Genomic DNA, 20,864 nt, shown 5'->3' on the forward strand with positions numbered 1-20,864 from the left:
TTAACCTGTGGCACTTTTGTTTTACACTTGTTCTGTTTTTAGCGAATTGGCTTACCTTTTCGTATAAAATTACCATAGCAATAAGCTGCTATACCTGATGCTCCTGCATTAATTAAGAGTACTAATACATTTCAACCAACACGTTCTTTAAAATACCATTATGCTCAACCGCAGAACACTTCGAATCAAGGCTATGCAAGCCATCTATGCCTACAAACAGGCCGAAGGTTCGGATTACCAGCTGGCACTTGACCAGATAGCAGACGATTTCGCTCCAGACCTGAACTCCATGGAAGTGCAGGACCGTAAGCTGCTTGAAGGCCGTAAACAAATTGCACAGCTGCTCTTCAAAGAGTGGCACGAAACCGGCCAGTTCGAAACAGAAGAGACCGACAAGGAGATCATTGACGCGGTAAACAGAGCGATCGTCTACTACCAGAATACCCTCAAGAAGGACTACAAGCATTACAGCAACCAGATGATGGGCGCTGTGGAGCGTATCTACGACCACTACCTGGGCACCTTGCAAATACTGCAACTGCTGAACGAGTTGGTAGAAGACGAAGAGGAAAAGAAAGAAAAGCGTTTCACGGAGGCTAAAGGCCCGGACGTAAAGCGTTTCCTGAACAACCGCGTGGCACAGCGCATCCTCAGTAACAAGTCTTATCAGGAAAACATCATCCGCCGCAACATCAGCTGGGGTTCTGACATCAGCGAAATTCGTGCGGTTTATAAGAACATCCTCAAGCAGGATGAGGTCTTTCTGAACTACCTCGCACTACCTGAACCTACCCTTGAAGAGGACCTGGAGGTGGTGAAACATATTTTCAAAAACATTATTTTTAAAGAAAAAAACTTACAATCTTTGTTTGAGGAGCAGGATTTGAACTGGGTGGAGAATAAATCCATCGTGAAAAGCCTGGTCAACAAGACTGTCAAGATGTTTGGCGAAGAGACCGAAGAGGAGCCCGTGCTACTGGACCTCTCGGCTAACTGGGAAGACGACAAAGCCTTCTTTGAGGAGCTCTACCACCAGACACTGCAGGATGACGAAAAGTACGAGGCCATGATAGCCGAAAGCGTGAAGAACTGGGATGTGGAGCGTGTGGCCCTGCTTGACAAGATCATCCTGAAAATGGCGCTTTGCGAAATGCACATCTTCCGAAGCATACCCGTTAAAGTGACCATCAACGAATACATTGAGATTTCGAAGCTGTACAGCACACCTAAGAGCAAGCAGTTTGTGAACGGTGTACTGGACAAGATGGCGCAGGAACTGACCTCGAAAGGAGACATTCGTAAGTCAGGCCGCGGTTTGATCGATAACAAATAAGGTATAGTGCGTCTTTAAGCCCCGATATACCGTAATAGGGGAAAACGACATACCTAATATATAAGTATAGAGATAATCCTATGAGCAAAACGAGCAATATACTGTTTTTCGTTTCTGGAGCCGCTGTGGGAGCTGCAGCTGGTATCCTGTTTGCCCCTGAAAAAGGGAGAGAGACACGCAGCTGGCTGAGTTACCGCCTTGAAAAGTATCGCGATACCCTTTCAGACCTGCTGGAAGAATTGGTAGAGGATCGTAATCTGGTGCCTACTACTGCCAAGTCAGAAGGACAGCGCGTGATACAGGATGCCAAAGACAAAGCCGAGAAGCTACTGGGCGATGTCGATTCACTTATCAACGAGATTAACAGCAGGAAAGAAATATAAACATGAGAGAGATTACACTGATTCCCGGCGACGGGATTGGACCAGAGATCACAGAAGCCGTTAAAGCCGTTTTTAGCGCTGCAAACGTGCCTGTAACCTGGGAAGAGGAAAATGCAGGACAGACCACCTTCGACTCGATCGGTGAACTGATTCCTTCTACGCTGATAGCTTCGCTTAAGAAGAATAAAGTGGCCCTGAAAGGCCCTATCACAACGCCGGTTGGTAAAGGTTTCAAAAGCATCAATGTGCAGTTGCGCCAGATGTTTGACCTGTACTCAAACGTACGACCTGCCAAGACTACACCCGGTGTAAACACCCGCTTCGAGAATGTAAACCTGGTGCTATTCCGTGAGAATACCGAAGGTCTGTACTCTGGCCTGGAGATGTTCGACGAGCGCCTGCAGATCTCTGACTCCGTGGCCCGTCTGACACGTGTGGGTTGCCGCAAGATCATCCGTGCTGCCTTTGAATACGCCAACAAGCACAACTGCAAGAAAGTAACAGCAGTGCACAAGGCCAACATCCTGAAGAGCGCAGGAGCCCTGTTTCTGAGCGAGGCAAGCGAGATCTCAAAAGAATATCCGCACATCCAGTACGACGACAAGATCATCGACAACATGTGTATGCAGCTGGTGATCAAGCCAGAGCAGTTCGACGTGATCGTGACTACTAACCTGTTCGGTGACATCCTGTCTGACCTGTGCGCGGGTCTGGTAGGCGGTCTGGGCGTAGTGTCCGGTGCTAACATCGGCAATGACATGGCTATCTTTGAAGCGGTGCACGGCTCTGCTCCAGATATTGCAGGTCAAGGCAAGGCTAACCCAACTGCCCTGTTGCGTTCTGCCATCATGATGCTGCATCACATCGACCTGAAGGACGAGGCAAACCGCATCGAGACGGCCCTTGACGCTACGCTTGCTAACCGCGAGCAGTGCACAGGCGACCTGGGTGGCAATGCCAGCACCATAGAATTTGCACAGCACATCATTTCGAAACTATAATCAACTCAAAAGCTGTTTAACTGATATGAAAAAGAATTTCTTATTAGCCCTAGCACTTGGCGCTGCCATGACAGTGACCAGCTGCGATCAGAACAACACAACGGAAGCAGAGGCAACAGCCGCTGAGACAACTGCTACAGCCGAACAGCCACAGCAGATCGATAACCCAAATGTAGTGCCGACCAGCCAAACGACAAGCACTGAAAATGCAGCTGTGATGACGTTTGAGGAGTCTGAGTACGACTTCGGTACGATCAAGCAGGGCGAGGTGGTAGAGCATACCTTTACATTCACTAACACAGGCAAAACGCCATTGGTGATCGAGAGCGCTTCTGCATCCTGCGGTTGTACAGCTCCTGACTGGACCAAGGCTCCGGTAGCTCCAGGCGAAAAAGGCGAAGTGAAAGTGCGCTTTGACAGTAACAACAAGGCTGGCCAGCAGGCACCTACCGTTACGATCCGTGCCAACACAGAGCCTAACATTGTTCGCATTGCGATGAAAGGCAATGTGGCTACATCAAACATTCCGACTGCAGGCGCTGACGGCCCTGTAAGACTCAACTAATAATCACTCTTAAACAGAGCGTACAACCTTTTTATGCAAACGATATTCCTCCAAGCCGCACCAGATGGTGGCATGCTGCCACAACTCCTGATGTTCGGCGCTATTATCCTTGTTTTCTATTTTTTCATGATCCGTCCGCAGCAGAAAAAAGCAAAGGATCAGAAAAAATTTCGTGAAGAGCTGACGAAAGGCATGCAGGTCGTGACAATAGGCGGACTGCATGGTCGTTTAACAGCAGTAAACGATGACACCGTAGAGATAGAAGTAGATAAAGGCGTACGCCTTGTTTTTGAAAAATCTGCTATCTCACTGGAAGCCACTGCAAAAGTGAAATAAGGATAAGAAACCTTGTCGTTTGAGAAAGCCCGAAATATCATTTTATGGTTTGTAAGGCCATTTAAGCCCCAAACAGAGCACTACTGGCGAATTGTAGTGCTCTGTTTTGTGGCGGCCTCTACTTTCTGGCTGCTCAATGCCCTCAACAAAAGCTACTCTACCCAAACCACCTATCCGGTGCGTTTTGTATTCAATGATCAGCGCCTGGTGCCGATCAACCCCCTGCCTGAAGAAGTAGCGGTTAACGTTACCGGACGGGGATGGAAACTCCTTCGCAAAGCACTTCGGGTAGAGGTACAGCCTGCCGAGATCTACATCCGTAATCTGCCCCGCAACAATTATCTGCTTGGCTCTGCCTTGCGTCCCGCTCTGGTGAATGCCATGGATGGTCTGCAGCTTAACTTTGTAGTGACGGACACCCTTTTCTTCAACTTCAACGAGAAGGTGACGCGTCGTATCGCATTGCAGCTCGACCCTACTCAGAAAGTAACAGGCGAACGCCACGCGATGCTGCGCCCTGTTCGCATTGATCCAGACACCGTTACCTTCCGAGGACCGTCTTCCATGGTCGACAGTTTACCGAGCCCTTTCGTGTTGCGACTGCCGATTACCAATATGACTGAGTCCGCCAAGATCGTGGTACCCATCGAATATGATAATAAGTCGCTGGTAAAGTCAGATATAACAGAAGCCACAGTGTCGGTCAGGATTAGACCCCTGCAGCAGCGGGAACTCCAGGTAACGCCGGAGATGGTGAATGTGCCTTTAAATACAGATGTGACCTTGCGACCGCAGGTGGTATTGATTCGTTACCTCGCCCTCGAAGATTCGGGAGCTGTCATCAATTCAGACGCATTTAAAGCCATTGTAGACTTTTCAAGGTATAACCGCCAGGACTCAACGGTGGTGCCTGAGCTAGTACAGAAGCCCGCCGGAGCCCGCAACATCACGCTCTGGCCTGAGCGTATCAAAGCTGTCTTACAGAAATAATCTTATGCTCAGGATAGGTGTAACTGGAGGTATAGGAGTTGGCAAAACAATAGTGTGCCGCCTGTTTCAGGTATTGGGTATACCTGTGTATGACGCTGACACCCGCGCCAAGTGGGTAATGCAACATGACCCAGCGCTAAAGCAAGAGTTACAGGAGGCCTTTGGGCAGGAAACCTATACCTCAGAGGGACAATTAAATCGCGCTTATCTGGCGTCGGTGGTTTTCAATAACCAAGAGCGACTGGAGAAGCTGAATGCCATGGTGCATCCACATGTAGGCACCGACTTTGAGCGTTGGGCAGCGTCGAATGCTAAAGCCCCCTATCTGATCAAGGAAGCCGCGCTGATGTTCGAGTCAGGGTCTTGGCGGCAGATGGATGAAATTATTGTTGTGACTTCCCCGTTGGAGGTGCGTCTCAAGCGCCTGCTCAAACGAGACGCGCACCGGACAGAAGCTGATATAAAGGCAATCATCAGTAAACAGCTAAGCGAAGAAGAGAAAATTGCCCGGGCACAGCACATTGTCTACAACGATGATCAGCAGTTGATCATCCCGCAGGTGCTTAGCCTGCACCAGCAGTTTTTGGATAAGGTATAAGCAACAGTTGAAGCGAAACAGAGATGTAGGCCAGCCGGTAACAGGTATGGCCTTTTTTATTTTAACGACTTCGAGCCAGGTGCTTGGCATACCAATACACAGGGATAGGCGTTAAGGTATAGAGGGTGAATTGGTGACCAGTAGGTACAGCCCTGAAAATCAGGCAAAACAGAAAAGTATAGACATAAAAAAAGGACAACTTTTAAGTTGTCCTTTTGTGGGGCGTACTGGATTCGAACCAGTGACCCCCTGCTTGTAAGGCAGGTGCTCTGAACCAGCTGAGCTAACACCCCGTTTTATCGTTTCGTTGACCTGTTGTCCCCGTTTGATGATGCAAATATGGGGCGTTTTTTTGGAACTGCAAAACATTTGGAAAAAAAATCTTAAAATTTTTTTTCGTGCCCTTAGGCCTATTGTGCACGTGTGAATACTGCAGTACCTTTAGCTTTTGTAAGATGCTTAAAATCTGAACTTTCTCTTGGGACGAAATCGTGTTGTGAAAAAAGTGCTATTTTATATCGCCCTGGCAGCAGTGGCGATTACAGGCATTTCGGCGGGTTTGGTATATGCGTATCAGGATAAAATAATTGGCCTCTTTGTTGCCGAAGCCAACAAGCACATTACAACAAAGGTAGAAGTCGGTAAGATTTCACTCTCCCTCTTCGATAAGTTTCCGCAGGTGGCTGTGGCGCTTGACCAGGTAAACGTGCACGAGGGTATAGCCGACAGTGATTCGTCGCTGGCTCGAGCCGAGAAGCTGTATTTCACATTCAGCATATTTGATATCATCCGTGGTAAGTATGATGTGAAACAGCTATACCTGGAGAATGGCTCCATCCATGTGCGCGTGCTGAAAAACGGACAGGCTAACTACCACATCATTGCAACTGATTCCAGCGATTCCTCCGGTAATTTCGCCTTCAATCTGGAAAAGATTAACCTGAGCCAGGTGGCGGTGCGCTACACTGACCTGCAGCTAAACCACTACATCGAAGCCGATGCATCGCAATTGGTTGCCGCTATGACCATCACAAATGATGAGGTAGCGCTGGAAACGAAAGGAAATGCTACGATAGCGACTATACGGATAGGAGAGAGCGAGTACTTTAAAGAGAAGTCGGTTGCGCTACACACCGCCCTTACCATAAACCGCACGGCACAGACCATTGCCCTGCAGCCATCAGTTGTGCAGGTGGAGGGGGCCGCTTATGAAGTCGGTGGACAGATCGCCTATGGTGGTACTACAGAGTTGGATTTGCAACTGCAGGGAAAAGACACCAACATACAGTCGTTGCTGTCACTGTTGCCGCAGCAAATTACGCGTGAGTATAACCAATACCGCAGTGAAGGCGATGTGTTCTTTAAAGGCACTGTACGGGGCAAAGTATCCGCTAAGCACAACCCGGAGGTGGCCTTTGAGTTTGGCGCCCGTAATGCATCTTTCTTTCACCCCGATACGAAGCAGAAGGTTGATGGCCTGCACCTGGACGGCTACTTTACAAACGGCAGTGGAAAGAGCGCTGCAACCTCATTACTGGAATTGAAGAATTTGAAAGGCGTGCTGAACAAGCGCCCGTTTGAAGGAAGCCTGACTTATCGCAACTTTGATGACCCCTACCTGGCCTTTAGCGCCAAAGGTATGCTGGATGTAGGCTATGTTGTGAGCCTGCTGCAGCTGGATGAGGTGCGCGGTGGAAGTGGTCTGGCAGATGTACGCATTGCCTTTGCAGGAAATTTAAAAGAGTTTAAGGCCAAGCCGGGCAACAGCACCCTGAACACAAGCGGCGACATTACGCTGCACAACGTAATGCTGAACCTCAAGGAAATGCCGATGCCACTGAAGAGTCTGAATGGCAATTTCATTTTCAAGAAGAATGATGTGGCGGTGTCGGACTTCAAAGGGCAGCTAGGCGACTCAGATTTTGTGCTGAATGGTATGTTTCGCAATGTCATGGCCTGGTTGCTGCTTGACAGGCAGCGTCTGCTCGTGGAAGCGGATTTCAGTAGCCAGTACCTCAACTTCGACCAGTTGCTTAGCGAAGAACTGAATACCCCGGCCGATGCCAGACAAACCAGTAGTAGCGCCTATAAATTTAACATTTCACCGGATATTGCCTTTGACCTGAGCGCCACCATCCGTCAGGCGAAGTTCAGGCGCTTCAGAGGAGAGCATATCAAAGGAGAGGTAAAGCTGCGTAACCAGATCGTATCGAGTCCCAATATCTCATTCAATGCCATTGGCGGCAACTTTGCCGTGCGCGGCAACCTGGATGCCCGTAACCGCGACCACATCAAGGTGAGCACAGCCACCAAACTAAGCAACATGAGTGTCGACAGCCTGTTCTATGTTTTCGAGAACTTTGGGCAGAGCTTTGTCTCCGATAAGCACCTGCGGGGTAAGCTCACAGCCAATATTGTATCAGATGTGTACTTCGACAGCCATCTCAATGCCAAAACTGACCTGATGCAGGCCGAGATAGCCGCTACAGTGCGCGACGGGCAGCTGATCAATTTTGCTCCGATGCAGAAGATGTCCGCCTTCGTGAAGCGTTCAGAGCTGGCGAATATGAAGTTTGCTGAGCTAAGCAACAATTTCTGGATACAGCAGCGCACCATCTTCATTCCTGAGATGGACATTCGTTCCAACTTGTCAGCTATACCTTCAGTGTCCATCTCGGGCACCCATACCTTTGACCAGGACATGGACTACCGCATCAAGCTACCGCTGTCCAAAGGGAGCCGCCCTGACCGTGATAGTGTATATGGGGTAGTGGCAGATGATCCGGATGCAGGGAACAGTTCACTTTTCCTGACCCTGCGTGGCAAGGAGAGCGACTTTAAGCTTGCTTATGACAACGAGCGGGTGCGTGAGAAAATCAAAACAGACCTGAAGCAAGAAGGGCAGGAGCTCAAGGACCTGCTGCGTGGCAAAAAGCCAGTAAAGCAAGAGAAGAAAGTGGAGCTGCAGGAAGGAGAGTATTTCGACTTTGACTAAGGCTACAGCACAGCGGTTATACCTGGTCAGTATTTGTGCGGATTGGGTTAACTCAAATAGGTATAGGTGGGATGTTATAATAGGTATAAATGCAGTATTGTAAAAATTATATTTTACTTACATCCTTTGTTAATGATCGTTTACCTTGTTAAAGTGGTTCTTTGTTAAAAAAATACTGTTGATTGTATAACCTGACGGGCATTCGGTCGTTAGATAAAACAAAATTACAATAATGATTTGCGTTGATTTTTTGGAATAGATGTGAAACTACTGTAAGCTCCCTTGGTAAGGTCCAATAATGGTGAAGGAGATGCTGCAGTTTGAAAATATAAGGGTGAAAAAAAAGCCGGAGTTTCTCCGGCTTTTTTATTTATAGCTGTGCAAGTATTTCTACTTAGTGCAGATCAGAAGGAGGGAAATGAGCTGTTTCGGGTGCCTGCGGAGTGTCCCGCTTATTTTCCTTATAAACATGCAATGTCTGCGTAGGGAAAGCAAAGTCGGCGCCGTGCTTTTCTACTACTTCCACGATCTTGTAAGCCACTTCTTCTTTAATATTGATGTACTCGTTCCAATCCAGAGTTTCCACAAAGTAGAGCACCATGACGTCCTTAGAGCTCGCTCCAAGGTTCTGAAAGCGGATGCGGCCATCCTGGTTTGTCTGTGGATGGCTGTCGATGTACTCCTGCAATTCGCTGGTGATGGCCTTGATCTGAGCTGACGTCGTGTCATAAGTAAGGTTCACGTCAAACTGAACTCTGCGGAAAGTGCGCAGGCTCAGGTTATTGAGCGGTTTGTCGATCATGCTCTTGTTGGGTACGGTCACGAAGGTCTTCTCCAGTGTGCGTATGCGCGTGCTTCGAAATCCGATTTTTTCAATCACACCTGTTACGCCGCCTACTTCCACTAGGTCACCAACTACAAATGGATGATCCAGGAAGATCGTAAAAGAGGCGAGCAGGTTTTCCAGGCTTTCCTTGGCAGCGAAGGCAATGGCCAGGCCACCTACACCCAAACTGGCAACAATGGCCGCTACGTTTACTCCGAAAACCGAACCCAGCACCACCAAGAAGGCAAATATGTAGATGATGACTTTGGAAAAATCCTTAAAGAACGGTACAAGTTGATCGTCGAGCTTGGATGTGGTGCGGCTGGCTCTGCGCTGAAACACAAGCCCAAAGAAATCGATGAAGCGTGTAATAACCCAGGTAATGGCTGCAATGATGAAGATTTGGTAGATGCGAAATAAAGCTATCTGCAGCATAGGGCTGCCGATATATTCCATCCCGGATGGAAACTTCAGCACGTTAACAGCCAGAAAAAGAAAGACCAGAAACACCACCATCTCCAGCGGCTGTATCAGAAACCGCTTCAGACTAGCCTGGCCCTCCTCGTCTGCAAAGCGCTTCACCACCCTGAAAATGATACCGGTGATCAGCCTCGACAGCAGGGTTTTAAAGATATAACCGATTAGCAGGATAGTGGCGAACCAAAGATAAGCCGCTACTGTATTGCCTAAAAACTCATAGGAAAGATACGCTCTTATATCATCCATGCTCATTGTATTATAGCAGTTGGCTCAGTGCTATTTCAAAAGAAGTTTTGGCGATCTCGGTTTTTGCCTGGTTCTTGGTATGGGTTCTCTCTAATGCCTCCCGGATGACACTGGAAATGTCATGGAAAATAGCGTCATCGGTGATTTCCACTTCATTCTCCATCAGGTAAGCAAACACACGCGCCATGCCGCAGTTTGCGATAAAGTCAGGTATAACGGATATGTTGCGATCGGCAAACTCGCCGGTAGGGCCAAAGAAAATCTCCGGATCCTGGAACGGTACGTTGGCACCGCATGAGATTACTTCCAGGCCGCTGGCGATCATTTGCTCCAGCTGTCCGCGCGTAACAAGGCGCGACGCAGCGGCAGGTATAAAGATCTCGGCAGGAAGTAACCAGATGCGGTTGTTCATCTCCTCAAACGGGATCAAATTTTCGGTATAGAGTGCATTGCCCTGTCGGCCCAGGAACAGTTCCCTGATTTCTTCAAAAGTGAAGCCTTCTTCATTGATCAGACCACCGGCCCGATCGATAATGCCAACAATTTTAACGCCCTTGCCTGCCAAGTAAAAGGCAGCAGCGGCCCCTACATTGCCCCAGCCCTGTATGATGGCACGCTTACCCTCAAACGAACCACCCCAGATAGTATAGTAATGGCAAACAGCCTCGGCCACGCCATACCCTGTAATCATATCAGCCACGGTATACTTGCGGGCAGCAGCCGGAGTATAAGCCGGGTCCTCAATCACTTTGATCACACCTTGACGGAGCTGACCTATCTTGTTTATCTTCTGAGGCTCGGTTGCATTGAAATGGCCGTTTACTACCCCTTCCTGCGGGTGCCACAGGCCGTAGTCCTCTGTAATTGGAATCACCTCGTGTATCTCGTCCACATTAAGGTCGCCACCTGTTCCGTAATAGCTCTTCAGAAGCGGAATAACGGCCTTGTACCAGCGCTCCAGCACACCTCGCTTGCGCGGGTCGGCCGGATCGAAGTTGATGCCAGACTTGGCTCCGCCGATAGCAGGACCGGATACGGTGAACTTCACTTCCATGGTTTTGGCTAATGACTCTACCTCGCGCTTGTCCAGGCCTTTGCGCATGCGGGTGCCACCACCGGCCGCACCACCCCGCAGCGAGTTGATCACAACCCAGCCTTCGGCTTCGGTTTCAGCATCTTTCCACTCAAATACTATCTCAGGGCGTTTATTCTCAAATTTTTCGAGAAGCTCTTTCATGGGTTTGTTTGTAGTTAAGGGTTTACAGACCGCAAAGGTACAAAAATACATCGGAGCGTACAGACCCGCGAAATCTTAAGGAACCTTGGAGGAGAGGATTGTACTGTACTGGGAATACGCGTTACGACACTGGATTTTTGGTAAAAGGAAGTCAGGTTGGACAATTCGCGGAGGGAGTCAATCGGGCAAGGGCCATATAGTAATCTATTAACATTAAGTATTTTATATATCCAATTTTAATTTTTATACGTACATCTACTCAATTCAGCATTCAGGATGTGTCTGACAAGGAGTGTGTTGTGTTATGGGAGCCTTCAGAAGAAAATTTTAAAAATCCTTTGAAGCTACATCAGCCAAATGTCGCTGTTGCCGTATATATCTTAATATGAATTGTATTGTTTAAATGTATGTAGAAACTGTTAGGTATAATTATTAATTATGAAAAGTTTGTTGTCTAGAATTGAATCTAAAAAAATAGATAAGGCGGCCGCCATGCTGAAAGTACTGGCGCACCCGAAAAGACTGGCGATAGTGGACTTGCTCGGCAAGGAAGATAAAATGACTGTTACGGAAATTTATAAGTATCTGGACCTGCCACAGGCTATTGCTTCCCAGCACTTGATTACGCTGAAAGATAAAGGTGTGCTCTCTTCTTTTAAAGTAGGCACCAAGATTTACTACTCCCTTGCCATACCAAAGCTAATCGACGTGATCGATTGCCTGGAAGAGTGTTGCATTGATATTTAGTGATTCGCCCTGGTGCTTTGGCACCGAATATTGCATCAATAGAAAAGCCAAAGGTCTCCGTTCCCTTCGTTTAAAGAAGCTGGCGGGGACCTTTGGCTTTTCTATTGACTAAATAAAACAGACAGTTAACAAAGTTTTGCGGTGAAGCAAATGCTGCTGCCTGGGGCTTATAGTAGAATTTTGTCGCCTGACTCTTTTTGCTTTTTCACTTTTACCTTTTTGGGGGTAGGGGCAGGCTTGTCTTTTTTCATAGCCTTCTCAACTTCACGCTTCAGTATCTCGTGGCCTTCGTGCGTAGTGGCAGCAGAGAGCGCTACGGCATCGGTCCGACGCACGACACGGGAGGAGGTACTAACAACATGTGGCTTTGAGGTTGCAATCCATTTGGCATCTGCGTCTGCATAAGCGTCAGCGGGCTTATCAGCTACCATTCTATAGTCCGACTTCTGTATGGGAGCTATACCGTCGTTGGCAATATCACGCTCAGTCAGCATAAACGAATGGCTTGTGCAAGAGCTAAATAGCAGAACAACAGTAATAAAGGATAGGATGGTCGAGATGTTTTTCATTTTTACTGCACTAAGGGTAATAGGTTAGATTTTGTTTGCTGCTGTTCTCTTAGCTTGGATCGGTATTTTCTGCGGTTTAAGTAAATATCTTATTTGAATATTTATATGTACAAAGATATGTATAAATAATTATATAACGCAAGTGCAAACACAAAAAAAGCTGACTTTTTCGAGTCAGCTTTCTATTAATGATGTTTAACAATGCTAATGTGAGTCTGCGGGTTGCTTCTCCAGATCAAACAGATCATTGAGCAAGTCAATCAGTGTTTCAGCTTCACCGCGTTTGCAGGCAGCTTTCAGTTGCAGCACCGGCAATTTTATTACTTTCTGCATCATCGATTTAGTAATGCTGTCAACCAGCTTGGCTTCTTTCGGGCCGAGCTTTTTCATATAGCGGGCCATTTCCTCCTGGCGAATCGTCTCGAGCGCATTCTTCAGCTTGTTGATAGTAGGCGATACCATCATCTCTTTCGACCAGTCGTTAAACTGCTCTTTTGACTCTTCTATTATAGTACGTACCTGCGGCACAGAGTTGATACGCTGCTGGAGTGCGGCAGATGCTTTGTTCTGTATAGTGTCGATGTTGTAAACCAACACCCCTGGTACGGCTTCCACCTCGGCTTCTACACTACGAGGTACGGATAAGTCTATGAAGAACTTAAACGTGAGCACGTTCAGGCGCTGGATCATTTCTTTGGTGAAGAAAGGCGTTTCGCGGGCTACAGAAGAGATAATCACATCTGCTTCTTTCAAGCCTTGCACGATATCTTCGAATGGGAGCACAGCCATGCCGCACTCGTCAGCTAACGTCTGTGCTTTAGCCATCGTACGGTTGGTAATGGTCACATGCTGGTAACCTTTGTCTTTGAGGTGACGACACACATCGGCACCGATTTCACCCACACCTACTACCAGTATCTTTGGCTCAGCCACCACATCGGCAGTCAGCTCCTCGATCAGCTCAATGGCAGCATAAGAAGTAGAGGCGGCGCCGTCGCGGAAGGCAGTCTCCTGTACCACACGCTTGTTAGTGAAGAAGATGGTATGCATCAGACGGTGCAGAAACGGACCGGCAGTCTCGTTGTCGGCAGCCCATTGGTAGGACTGTTTCACCTGATTGGTGATCTGCATATCGCCTACCACCTGCGACTCCAGGCCCATACTCACCTCAAATAAATGCTGCACAGCATCGTTGTGCTCGTTGAGGATGGTAAAATAGTCGAGGTATTGGGTGATGTTGTCGATGCCTTTCGTGATACCGAGCAGCTTTACGATTTCGGTGCTATAGTCCACATCGGAGTTATAGTACACTTCGGTGCGGTTGCAGGTAGAGAGCACCAGAATGTCAGAAGCCTGAATAAAGCTCTTCAGCGTCTGAATAAATTGCCTGCATGAGTTCTCATCTAAGGCAATCAGCTCCCTGATATCCAGCGGTGCTTTCTTATATGACAGGCTGATTGCTTTAAAGTTCTGAAGCATAACTTACGTTCGGAATACTAAAGTGCAAAATTACTGTATTGATGATTAAAATGAAACTTCCTTGCCCTTATTAATTAATTTATACTAATTTCAGATAATTTTCGCGCCACCGCATGATTCCCATTTACGCCCAGAAAAACAGAATAAAGTTTCTTGTCGTCATTGTCGCACTCATTATTGGGGCGGTTACCATTACGTACACTAACGTATTAGTGAGCAAATTGTCTGAAAGAGAGCAAGAATTGGTGCAGCTCTACGCCAAAGGCCTGCGCTATATGATCAATGCTCCCAGCGACGATAATATCGTATTCATTGAAGAAGAGATCCTGTCCTCTAACCATACCATACCTGTTATTCTTACTGACGAGCACGAAAATATTCTCGATTTTAAGAACATCGATCTTCCCGAAAACATTTCAGAAAACCGCAAAAATGAGCTGCTGCAGCGCGAAATTGCCCGCATGAAGGCACAGCACGCTCCGATCATAGTGCCCTGGGCAGAGGGTTCTGAAAATTACGTTTTCTACAAAGACTCGGCCCTGCTATCGCAGCTGCGCTACTATCCTTATGTGCAGTTGATGGTCATTGCCTGTTTTGCCTTGATGGCCTACTTTGCTTTCAGTTACTCCCGTAAGGCTGAGCAGAACAGGGTATGGGTAGGTCTGGCCAAAGAAACTGCGCACCAGTTGGGTACACCACTTTCGTCCCTGATGGCTTGGTACGAATATATGAAAGCCAGCCCTAAGTTCGAAAATGAGCCGATCACAGCCGAGCTTTGGAAAGATATTCGCCGTCTGGAGATTATAACGGAGCGTTTCTCTAATATTGGGTCGGTGCCGTTGTTACGTGACGAGAATGTCCTGCAGGTGACAGAGAATGCCATCAACTACCTGCAGAACCGCATCTCAAGTAAAGTCGAATTCAGCGTAATCTCTAATTTTGCACCCGATATTACGGCTAAGGTAAACGTGCCGCTCTTTGATTGGGTGATCGAAAACATCTGCAAAAATGCTGTGGATGCAATGGAGGGCCGCGGCAGCATCAAGCTACAGCTCTCGCTACTCGGAAAAAGCCAGGTTGCACTCGACATAAGTGATACAGGCAAAGGTATACCAAAGAGTAAAATGGACTCGGTCTTCCTTCCTGGTTTTACCACTAAAAAGAGGGGGTGGGGACTGGGACTGGCGTTAGCGAAGCGCATCATTGACAACTACCATGCAGGCAGACTCTATGTCAAGTCCTCTGAAATCGGAAAAGGTACCACTTTTAGGATCGTGCTGAATAGGTAGAGTTAAGTTTGAGAGGTAGAAAGTCTGGAGTTAAAAACTAAAAGGTGCCTATAGGCGCGAGCATTTGTCAGGGGGTAGGTTGAGGGCTGGTTTATGCTGGAGAATCGTGCTGCTTAATAGTGTGTCGTGATACGCTTTTAGTTTTTGTGAAGAAATGGTTACAGTCGTCAGGTATAGCGCTAGGTATAAGTCGGAGTGGGATGCTTTTATAAAGGCGTCCAAAAACGGCACGTTCCTGTTTATGCGCGATTACATGGAATATCATGCTGACCGCTTCGAGGATCATTCGCTCCTTTTCTATTATAAAGACAAACTGGTGGCAGTGCTGCCGGCTAATACCACAAACAATGAACTGCACTCACATGCCGGCTTAAGTTACGGGGGTGTGACAAGTGGCCATAAGATGAAGGCCTCACTGATGTTGCAGGTGTTCGATGCTTTGATCAGGTATAGCCGGGAACAGCATTTCAAGTCACTTTATTATAAAGTCACCCCACACATCTACCACCAACTGCCAGCCGAGGAAGATCTGTATGCCCTGTTTAGGTATGGCGCTGTTCTATATCGCCGGGATGTAAACTCTGTTGTTGACTTAGGGCAGCCTGTCAGGTATAGCAAAGACCGGCGTTGGCGCCTGTCACAGTGCAAAAGCCATGAATGGGAGGTGAAGCGCTCAGGAGACTATGCGGATTTTATGCAGTTGGTAACTATACAGCTTGAAAGCAGGCACAAGCTGCAACCTGTGCATACAGCAGCTGAGGTAGAGAAACTAGCGCAATTTTTCCCTGAGAACATCAGCCTTTACATCATAAAGCAGGAGAGTGAACTCCTGGCCGGAGCTTTGGTATACGAAACTGCTGGCGTGGCCCACTGCCAATACATTGGTGCAAGCGAACGAGCCCAGGAACAAGGTGCTGCTCACGTGCTGATTGACCACCTGATAAATAAGGTATACTCGCACAAAAAGTATTTCAGTTTCGGCATCTCTACAGAGCAGCAGGGGCTATACCTGAACGAGGGTTTGGCGAGTTACAAAGAAAGTTACGGCGCCCGCACTGTGGTGCATGACTTTTACCGATTGGACTTCTGATCTCAGGTAAGAAAGGTACTACCTTCAACCTACTCCAGATCCAGTTGTCGACCTTCAGCCTTGGCCTGCTCATCCAGCTTAGTGCCAACACCTATACCTATGCCCATTCCAATTGGCATGCCCAGTCCAAGGAAAGCAAAGTTTTTCAGCATCAAGGCAAACACGACACCGAAAGGAAGTCCTAGCGCTGTCATACCCAGAGCCATCCATAACTTTTGATGATGCTTTTGAGGCACCAGCTTCAATTGCTTTTCCACGAGCTTGAGGATGGAACTGCGGGTTTCCTTTAGTCTTGCCGTATACTGTTCCGCTGGAATACCTTGGCTGTTGAGCGGCTCTAGCTGTTGTGTAATGGCGGTAGCTATACCTTCAGGTATCTCTTTGCTGTTTAAGGCATCTATCAACCTTTGCATGTCATCAAACTCCCTTGTCAGTTTCTCAGACTGCACTACATGCGCTCGTGGTTGCAACTTTGGAATCATGGGCTCTCTATTTTTTTAGACTCAAACTGGTACCTCCGCTGCGATGGGTTCATACTCGTTTTTCTTGCCAAACAGCTTGATAATACCCCAAAGTATAACGGCTCCTATGATGTATACCAGGAACCAATGCACTCCCCAGCTAGAGAGCGAGGTGCAAACCAAGTTAGCTACCAGTGCCACCGTAACGGCATAAGGCAACTGGGTTTTTACGTGGTCTATGTGGTTGCAGCCAGAGGCAAGTGAGCTTAGAATGGTGGTGTCCGAGATAGGGGAGCAGTGGTCACCGAATACGGCACCAGCCAACACCACCGAAATCACATTATACATGATCGGCATGGTTTCCTCTACGCTCATGCCATGCTGCTGGCTCACGTACCAGGCAGCGGGCAGCATCAGGGGATATAGAATCGCCATGGTGCCCCAGCTCGATCCGGTTGAAAATGCGATGATGGCAGCCAGGAAGAAGGTGATCTCAGGTAACCAGCGCGGCGACACGTTACCCGAAAAGAGCGAGGTCAGGTACTCGGCGGTGTAAAGCTCCTTGGTAACCTGCGCCAGTGACCAGGCTAGCACCAGTATGAGCATGGCCGGTAGCATCGTCTTAAAGCCCGTCACCAGCGACTCCATAGTTTCATACAGACTCATGATACGCTGACTCACCGTAAGCGCTATCGCCACGACCACACCCGATAGTGAGGCCCAGATCAGTGCAGTATATGAGTTGGAGTCACCTATGGTCATGGAGAGCTTGCGGAAGAAACCGATGCTTTGGTCCGCCCAGGTATCAGGGTTGTAGCCGGTATAGAGCAGACCGATCACGGTACCGAAAATAACTACCAGCACAGGTATAAGTGCATTGAAAGCGCGGCTGCGATCGGGGTCAATAGCTTCGAACTCGGCCATTTCCTGCTGTTGGCGGGCTTCGCTGCGGCTGTCGGGGCGGTGGTTACTCACAGCGCCGGTGGTGCGGGCTCGCTCTTCAGCTTTGTGCATCAATCCATAGTCGCGGTTCATCCAGATCAGCATAAACATAAACACCAGTGTCAGCACCGGATAGTAGGCGTACTCCAGCGAGTGGAAGAACAGTGAATAAGCACCCTCCTCTATACCTAAGGTGGTGGCGGCATCTTTAATATAGCCAAGCTCAGCCCCAACCCAGGTCGTTACGAAAGCGATGGCAGCCACAGGGGCGGCGGTACTATCTACAATATAGGCTAGTTTTTCGCGGGAGATGCGGTGCTTGTCAGTAACCGGACGCATGGTGTTGCCGACAATCAAAGTGTTGGCGTAGTCATCGAAAAAAATAGCAATACCCAATACCCAGGTCACCAACTGTGAACTCCGGGCCGAGCGTGCGTAGCGGGATAATTTGTTCACGACTCCCGCCATACCTCCATTTTTGGAGATAATAGCTACCATGCCACCGATCAGCATCGAGAACAGGATTACGGCAATGTGGTCCGTATCGGTCATGGCACTGACCAGGTAGGTATCGGCTACAGCGAGCAGACCTGTAAAAAAAGCCTTAACGGACATGCCGTAGATCACAAAGCCTCCCACCCATATACCTGCAAAAAGAGCGAGTAGCACCTCTCTGAAAATAAGGGCCAGAATAATGGCAATAAGTGGTGGTAGAATAGAGAGCCACATCGGGAAGCGGTGCACCCCGTGCTCGGCTTCGGCATCGAGGCGGTAAAGGCGGGCGATGGTGTGGGTACCCACATTGGCACTAACCTGTATCAGATTGGCCTTTTGGGGCAGTGAGAAGCGGGCCTCACCTTCGGTGAAGCTGATTTCCTGCAGGTTGCCGTTGATGCGCACAGGCAGCGGTCCGCTATACTTGACCAGGTTGCCCGCCTCGTTGGTGGTGCGCAGGGTAAAAGCCGTATCGTTGACGGCCTGCAGTCTGAATTCTTCTATGGCTAACTCTGTGCTGTCTTCCTGCGCCATCGTCTGAAAGGAGAGAAGCATCAGCAGCGCAAGACTCAAAAGGGTCTGTAATAACCTCATGTGGTTGTAGGGTCGGTTCTTGTAAACCCTTAAGTAAGTAAATTATTGAGAGATTAGAAAATTCTGATATTGGCGGAAGGCGGCTTTAGAAAAGAAAACAGCCCATGCACCGGTGGCACAGGGGCTGTCAGTATCAGGTATGGCGTAGATTTACCGAGCTCTGTTCACAATAAACACGCCCGCCAGGATCACCACCATGCCGAGGTAGTGCCATAAGTGAATCACCTCACCATCGAGGACGCCCCACATAAGGGCCACCACAGGTATAAGATAAGTGGTAGAACTGGCAAACAGCGTAGTGGAGATATGAATCAGCTTGTTGAAGAGCACCAGCGCGATGGCGGTGCTGAAAACAGCTAGTATGGCAATGTACATCAGCGCCTCCCAGGCACCCGGAACATGCTGCAGCTTGTAGAAAAAATCAGTGGTGAGCAGGTATACCAGTGCAACCGGGCCTACCGTAAGCAGGGCCAGGCTGGAAATGGCAACAGCCTTCATGCCGTGCAGACGGTGCTTGATGATGTTGGCGCTGATGCCGTAGAAGACGGTGGCTAGCACGATGTACAGACCATAGTACATGTTGTCGAGCTCAGCGTTGCCATTGCCTGTGAAGATCAGGATGGCCGTGCCCGCAATACCGATCACGATGCCAAGCATACGCATCCAGGTGATGGACTGGCCAAACAGTGCAGCGCCTACGAGCAAGGTGAACAGCGCAGTAAGTGAGTTCAGCACACCGGCTAGTCCGCTGGCCAGGCGCGTTTCGGCAATCGCAAATAGAAAGGCAGGGAAGAAGTTGCCCAGCAGACCGCTGCCAAGCAGAAATTTCCAACGGCTTGGCTCTACTTTGCGCAGGTTCTTGATGGCAAAGGGCAGCAGGGCGGCGCAGGCAATGACCATGCGCAGAGCTCCCAGTTCGTCGGAAGAGTAAACGACGAGTCCCTTCTTGATAAGTATAAACGAAGTGCCCCAGATAAGAGCAAGTATAACAACCAGTACCCAGGCGATAGCCGGAGTGCCTGTCTGCTCCTGTTTGGGCGTAGTAACAGTTCTGATAAGTTTGAGAATTTAAGAGTTAAAGGGTTTGAGAGATCCATCGCTTTCAAACCATTTGCAAAGATAAAGGAGTTAATGTCTCAGCATGCATGCCGGACACCAACTCCTTTAATTTTATCTGAAGCGTTGATTACTAAACGCTCTCAGTCCTATACTTCTTCATACGCCATCGTCTGGGTTATCTCGTCCAGCGTGTCGTAGATTTCCTGGATGTCTTCGGACTGCACCAGTTTCATGCGCAATGGCTTGAAGTGCGGCAGGCCACGGAAGTAGTTAGTGTAGTGGCGGCGCATCTCAAAGATGCCCAGCTTATCACCTTTCCACTCCAGCGAGTGCGTGAAGTGCTGGCGGCATACTTCCACGCGCTCTTCCAGTGTAGGCGGTGCTAGTACTTCGCCGGTGGCCATATAGTGTTTGATCTCGTTGAAGATCCAGGGGTGACCGATGCTGGCGCGACCGATCATGATGCCATCTACGCCATATCTGTTTTTGTACTCAAGCGCCTTCTGCGGCGAGTCGATGTCACCGTTTCCGAAGATCGGGATATGCATGCGCGGGTTATTCTTCACCTCTGCGATCAGGCTCCAGTCAGCTTCGCCTTTGTACATCTGCACGCGGGTACGGCCGTGTATACTCAGGGCTTTTATACCGATATCCTGAAGCCTTTCAGCAGTCTCTACAATGTATTTTGTATTATCGTCCCAGCCCAGGCGTGTCTTCACCGTCACGGGCAGGTGAGTGGCCTTCACGATTTCCTCGGTCATCTTCACCATTTTGGGCACGTCACGCAGCAAAGCGGCACCGGCACCCTTACAGGCTACATTCTTTACAGGGCAGCCGTAGTTGATGTCAATCAGGTCAGGACCGGCCTGCGACGACACAATGGCGGCTTCACGCATCGAGTCAATGTCAGAGCCGAATATCTGAATACCGATCGGGCGCTCGTAGTCAAAAATGTCGAGTTTTTGCACACTTTTGGCGGCATCACGTATCAAACCCTCAGAAGAGATGAACTCGGTATACATCAGGTCTGCACCGTTGGCCTTGCACACTTTTCGGAAAGGCGGATCGCTCACGTCTTCCATCGGCGCCAGCAGCAGCGGAAACTCGCCCAGTTCTATGTTCGCTATCTTTACCAAAGCAAAAGTTAAA

General features: G+C 48.7%; 19 protein-coding genes and 1 tRNA gene. 11 read left to right on the forward strand and 9 right to left on the reverse strand.

The window, feature by feature from the left end; genetic code table 11:
• The first annotated feature begins 160 nt into the window (after nt 1-160).
• From nusB to coaE, 7 genes are all read left to right on the forward strand, one after another.
• Nucleotides 161-1,333, forward strand: a complete 1,173-nt coding sequence (nusB, locus tag Q1A54_RS00230; RefSeq protein ID WP_196119329.1) for a transcription antitermination factor NusB — start codon at nt 161-163, stop codon at nt 1,331-1,333.
• 80 nt (nt 1,334-1,413) lie between these two features.
• Nucleotides 1,414-1,716, forward strand: coding sequence for a YtxH domain-containing protein (locus Q1A54_RS00235; RefSeq protein ID WP_007655029.1), 303 nt, complete (start codon nt 1,414-1,416; stop codon nt 1,714-1,716).
• 2 nt (nt 1,717-1,718) lie between these two features.
• A complete protein-coding gene (locus tag Q1A54_RS00240) occupies nt 1,719-2,717 on the forward strand; it encodes an isocitrate/isopropylmalate family dehydrogenase (RefSeq protein WP_299984139.1) in 999 nt (332 codons plus the stop codon).
• A 25-nt stretch (nt 2,718-2,742) separates the two neighbouring features.
• Nucleotides 2,743-3,282, forward strand: coding sequence for a DUF1573 domain-containing protein (locus Q1A54_RS00245; RefSeq protein ID WP_299984141.1), 540 nt, complete (start codon nt 2,743-2,745; stop codon nt 3,280-3,282).
• Between the two features lie 33 nt (nt 3,283-3,315).
• Nucleotides 3,316-3,618: a preprotein translocase subunit YajC gene (gene yajC / locus Q1A54_RS00250; protein ID WP_007655023.1), complete on the forward strand. Its 303-nt coding sequence runs from the start codon at nt 3,316-3,318 to the stop codon at nt 3,616-3,618.
• A 12-nt stretch (nt 3,619-3,630) separates the two neighbouring features.
• Nucleotides 3,631-4,608, forward strand: a complete 978-nt coding sequence (locus tag Q1A54_RS00255) for a hypothetical protein (protein ID WP_196119323.1) — start codon at nt 3,631-3,633, stop codon at nt 4,606-4,608.
• Between the two features lie 4 nt (nt 4,609-4,612).
• Nucleotides 4,613-5,206, forward strand: a complete 594-nt coding sequence (gene coaE, locus Q1A54_RS00260) for a dephospho-CoA kinase (RefSeq protein WP_299984143.1) — start codon at nt 4,613-4,615, stop codon at nt 5,204-5,206.
• A gap of 218 nt (nt 5,207-5,424) precedes the next feature.
• Here the strand turns inward: coaE and Q1A54_RS00265 are convergent.
• Nucleotides 5,425-5,499 (reverse strand) — tRNA-Val (locus Q1A54_RS00265).
• A gap of 203 nt (nt 5,500-5,702) precedes the next feature.
• On the opposite strand from Q1A54_RS00265, the gene Q1A54_RS00270 reads away from it, so the two are divergent.
• Nucleotides 5,703-8,201, forward strand: a complete 2,499-nt coding sequence (locus Q1A54_RS00270; protein WP_299984145.1) for an AsmA-like C-terminal region-containing protein — start codon at nt 5,703-5,705, stop codon at nt 8,199-8,201.
• 394 nt (nt 8,202-8,595) lie between these two features.
• Here the strand turns inward: Q1A54_RS00270 and Q1A54_RS00275 are convergent, their stop codons facing one another.
• Together Q1A54_RS00275 and Q1A54_RS00280 are read right to left on the reverse strand one after the other, a co-directional pair.
• Nucleotides 8,596-9,753, reverse strand: coding sequence for a mechanosensitive ion channel family protein (locus tag Q1A54_RS00275; protein WP_299984147.1), 1,158 nt, complete (start codon nt 9,751-9,753; stop codon nt 8,596-8,598).
• Between the two features lie 10 nt (nt 9,754-9,763).
• Complete coding sequence (locus Q1A54_RS00280; protein WP_299984149.1) at nt 9,764-10,990, reverse strand: Glu/Leu/Phe/Val dehydrogenase dimerization domain-containing protein; 1,227 nt, start codon at nt 10,988-10,990, stop codon at nt 9,764-9,766.
• 438 nt (nt 10,991-11,428) lie between these two features.
• On the opposite strand from Q1A54_RS00280, the gene Q1A54_RS00285 reads away from it, so the two are divergent.
• On the forward strand, nt 11,429-11,737 hold the full coding sequence (locus Q1A54_RS00285) for a metalloregulator ArsR/SmtB family transcription factor (protein WP_076421268.1): 309 nt from the start codon (nt 11,429-11,431) through the stop codon (nt 11,735-11,737).
• A gap of 167 nt (nt 11,738-11,904) precedes the next feature.
• Here Q1A54_RS00285 and Q1A54_RS00290 read toward each other — a convergent pair whose 3' ends face one another.
• Both Q1A54_RS00290 and hemA read right to left on the reverse strand, forming a co-directional pair.
• Nucleotides 11,905-12,231, reverse strand: coding sequence for a hypothetical protein (locus Q1A54_RS00290; RefSeq protein ID WP_299984151.1), 327 nt, complete (start codon nt 12,229-12,231; stop codon nt 11,905-11,907).
• Between the two features lie 279 nt (nt 12,232-12,510).
• Nucleotides 12,511-13,785, reverse strand: coding sequence for a glutamyl-tRNA reductase (gene hemA / locus Q1A54_RS00295; RefSeq protein ID WP_196119311.1), 1,275 nt, complete (start codon nt 13,783-13,785; stop codon nt 12,511-12,513).
• A 113-nt stretch (nt 13,786-13,898) separates the two neighbouring features.
• Between hemA and Q1A54_RS00300 the strand changes: the two genes are divergently transcribed.
• Both Q1A54_RS00300 and Q1A54_RS00305 read left to right on the forward strand, forming a co-directional pair.
• Complete coding sequence (locus tag Q1A54_RS00300; RefSeq protein WP_299984154.1) at nt 13,899-15,074, forward strand: ATP-binding protein; 1,176 nt, start codon at nt 13,899-13,901, stop codon at nt 15,072-15,074.
• Between the two features lie 154 nt (nt 15,075-15,228).
• Nucleotides 15,229-16,164, forward strand: a complete 936-nt coding sequence (locus Q1A54_RS00305) for a GNAT family N-acetyltransferase (protein ID WP_299984156.1) — start codon at nt 15,229-15,231, stop codon at nt 16,162-16,164.
• A 29-nt stretch (nt 16,165-16,193) separates the two neighbouring features.
• Here the strand turns inward: Q1A54_RS00305 and Q1A54_RS00310 are convergent, their stop codons facing one another.
• From Q1A54_RS00310 to dusB, 4 genes are all read right to left on the reverse strand, one after another.
• Entirely contained in the window at nt 16,194-16,646 is a 453-nt protein-coding gene (locus tag Q1A54_RS00310) for a hypothetical protein (RefSeq protein ID WP_299984158.1), read from the reverse strand.
• 21 nt (nt 16,647-16,667) lie between these two features.
• On the reverse strand, nt 16,668-18,656 hold the full coding sequence (locus Q1A54_RS00315; protein WP_299984160.1) for a Na+/H+ antiporter NhaC family protein: 1,989 nt from the start codon (nt 18,654-18,656) through the stop codon (nt 16,668-16,670).
• Nucleotides 18,657-18,806: 150 nt separating this feature from the next.
• Nucleotides 18,807-19,724 (reverse strand): DMT family transporter, encoded by a 918-nt coding sequence (locus tag Q1A54_RS00320; RefSeq protein WP_366915785.1) that lies wholly within the window; start codon nt 19,722-19,724, stop codon nt 18,807-18,809.
• Between the two features lie 137 nt (nt 19,725-19,861).
• Complete coding sequence (gene dusB, locus Q1A54_RS00325; RefSeq protein WP_299984162.1) at nt 19,862-20,851, reverse strand: tRNA dihydrouridine synthase DusB; 990 nt, start codon at nt 20,849-20,851, stop codon at nt 19,862-19,864.
• Nucleotides 20,852-20,864 lie beyond the last annotated feature (13 nt).

It is taken from the genome of uncultured Pontibacter sp. (assembly GCF_947502515.1).
GTDB lineage: Bacteria > Bacteroidota > Bacteroidia > Cytophagales > Hymenobacteraceae > Pontibacter.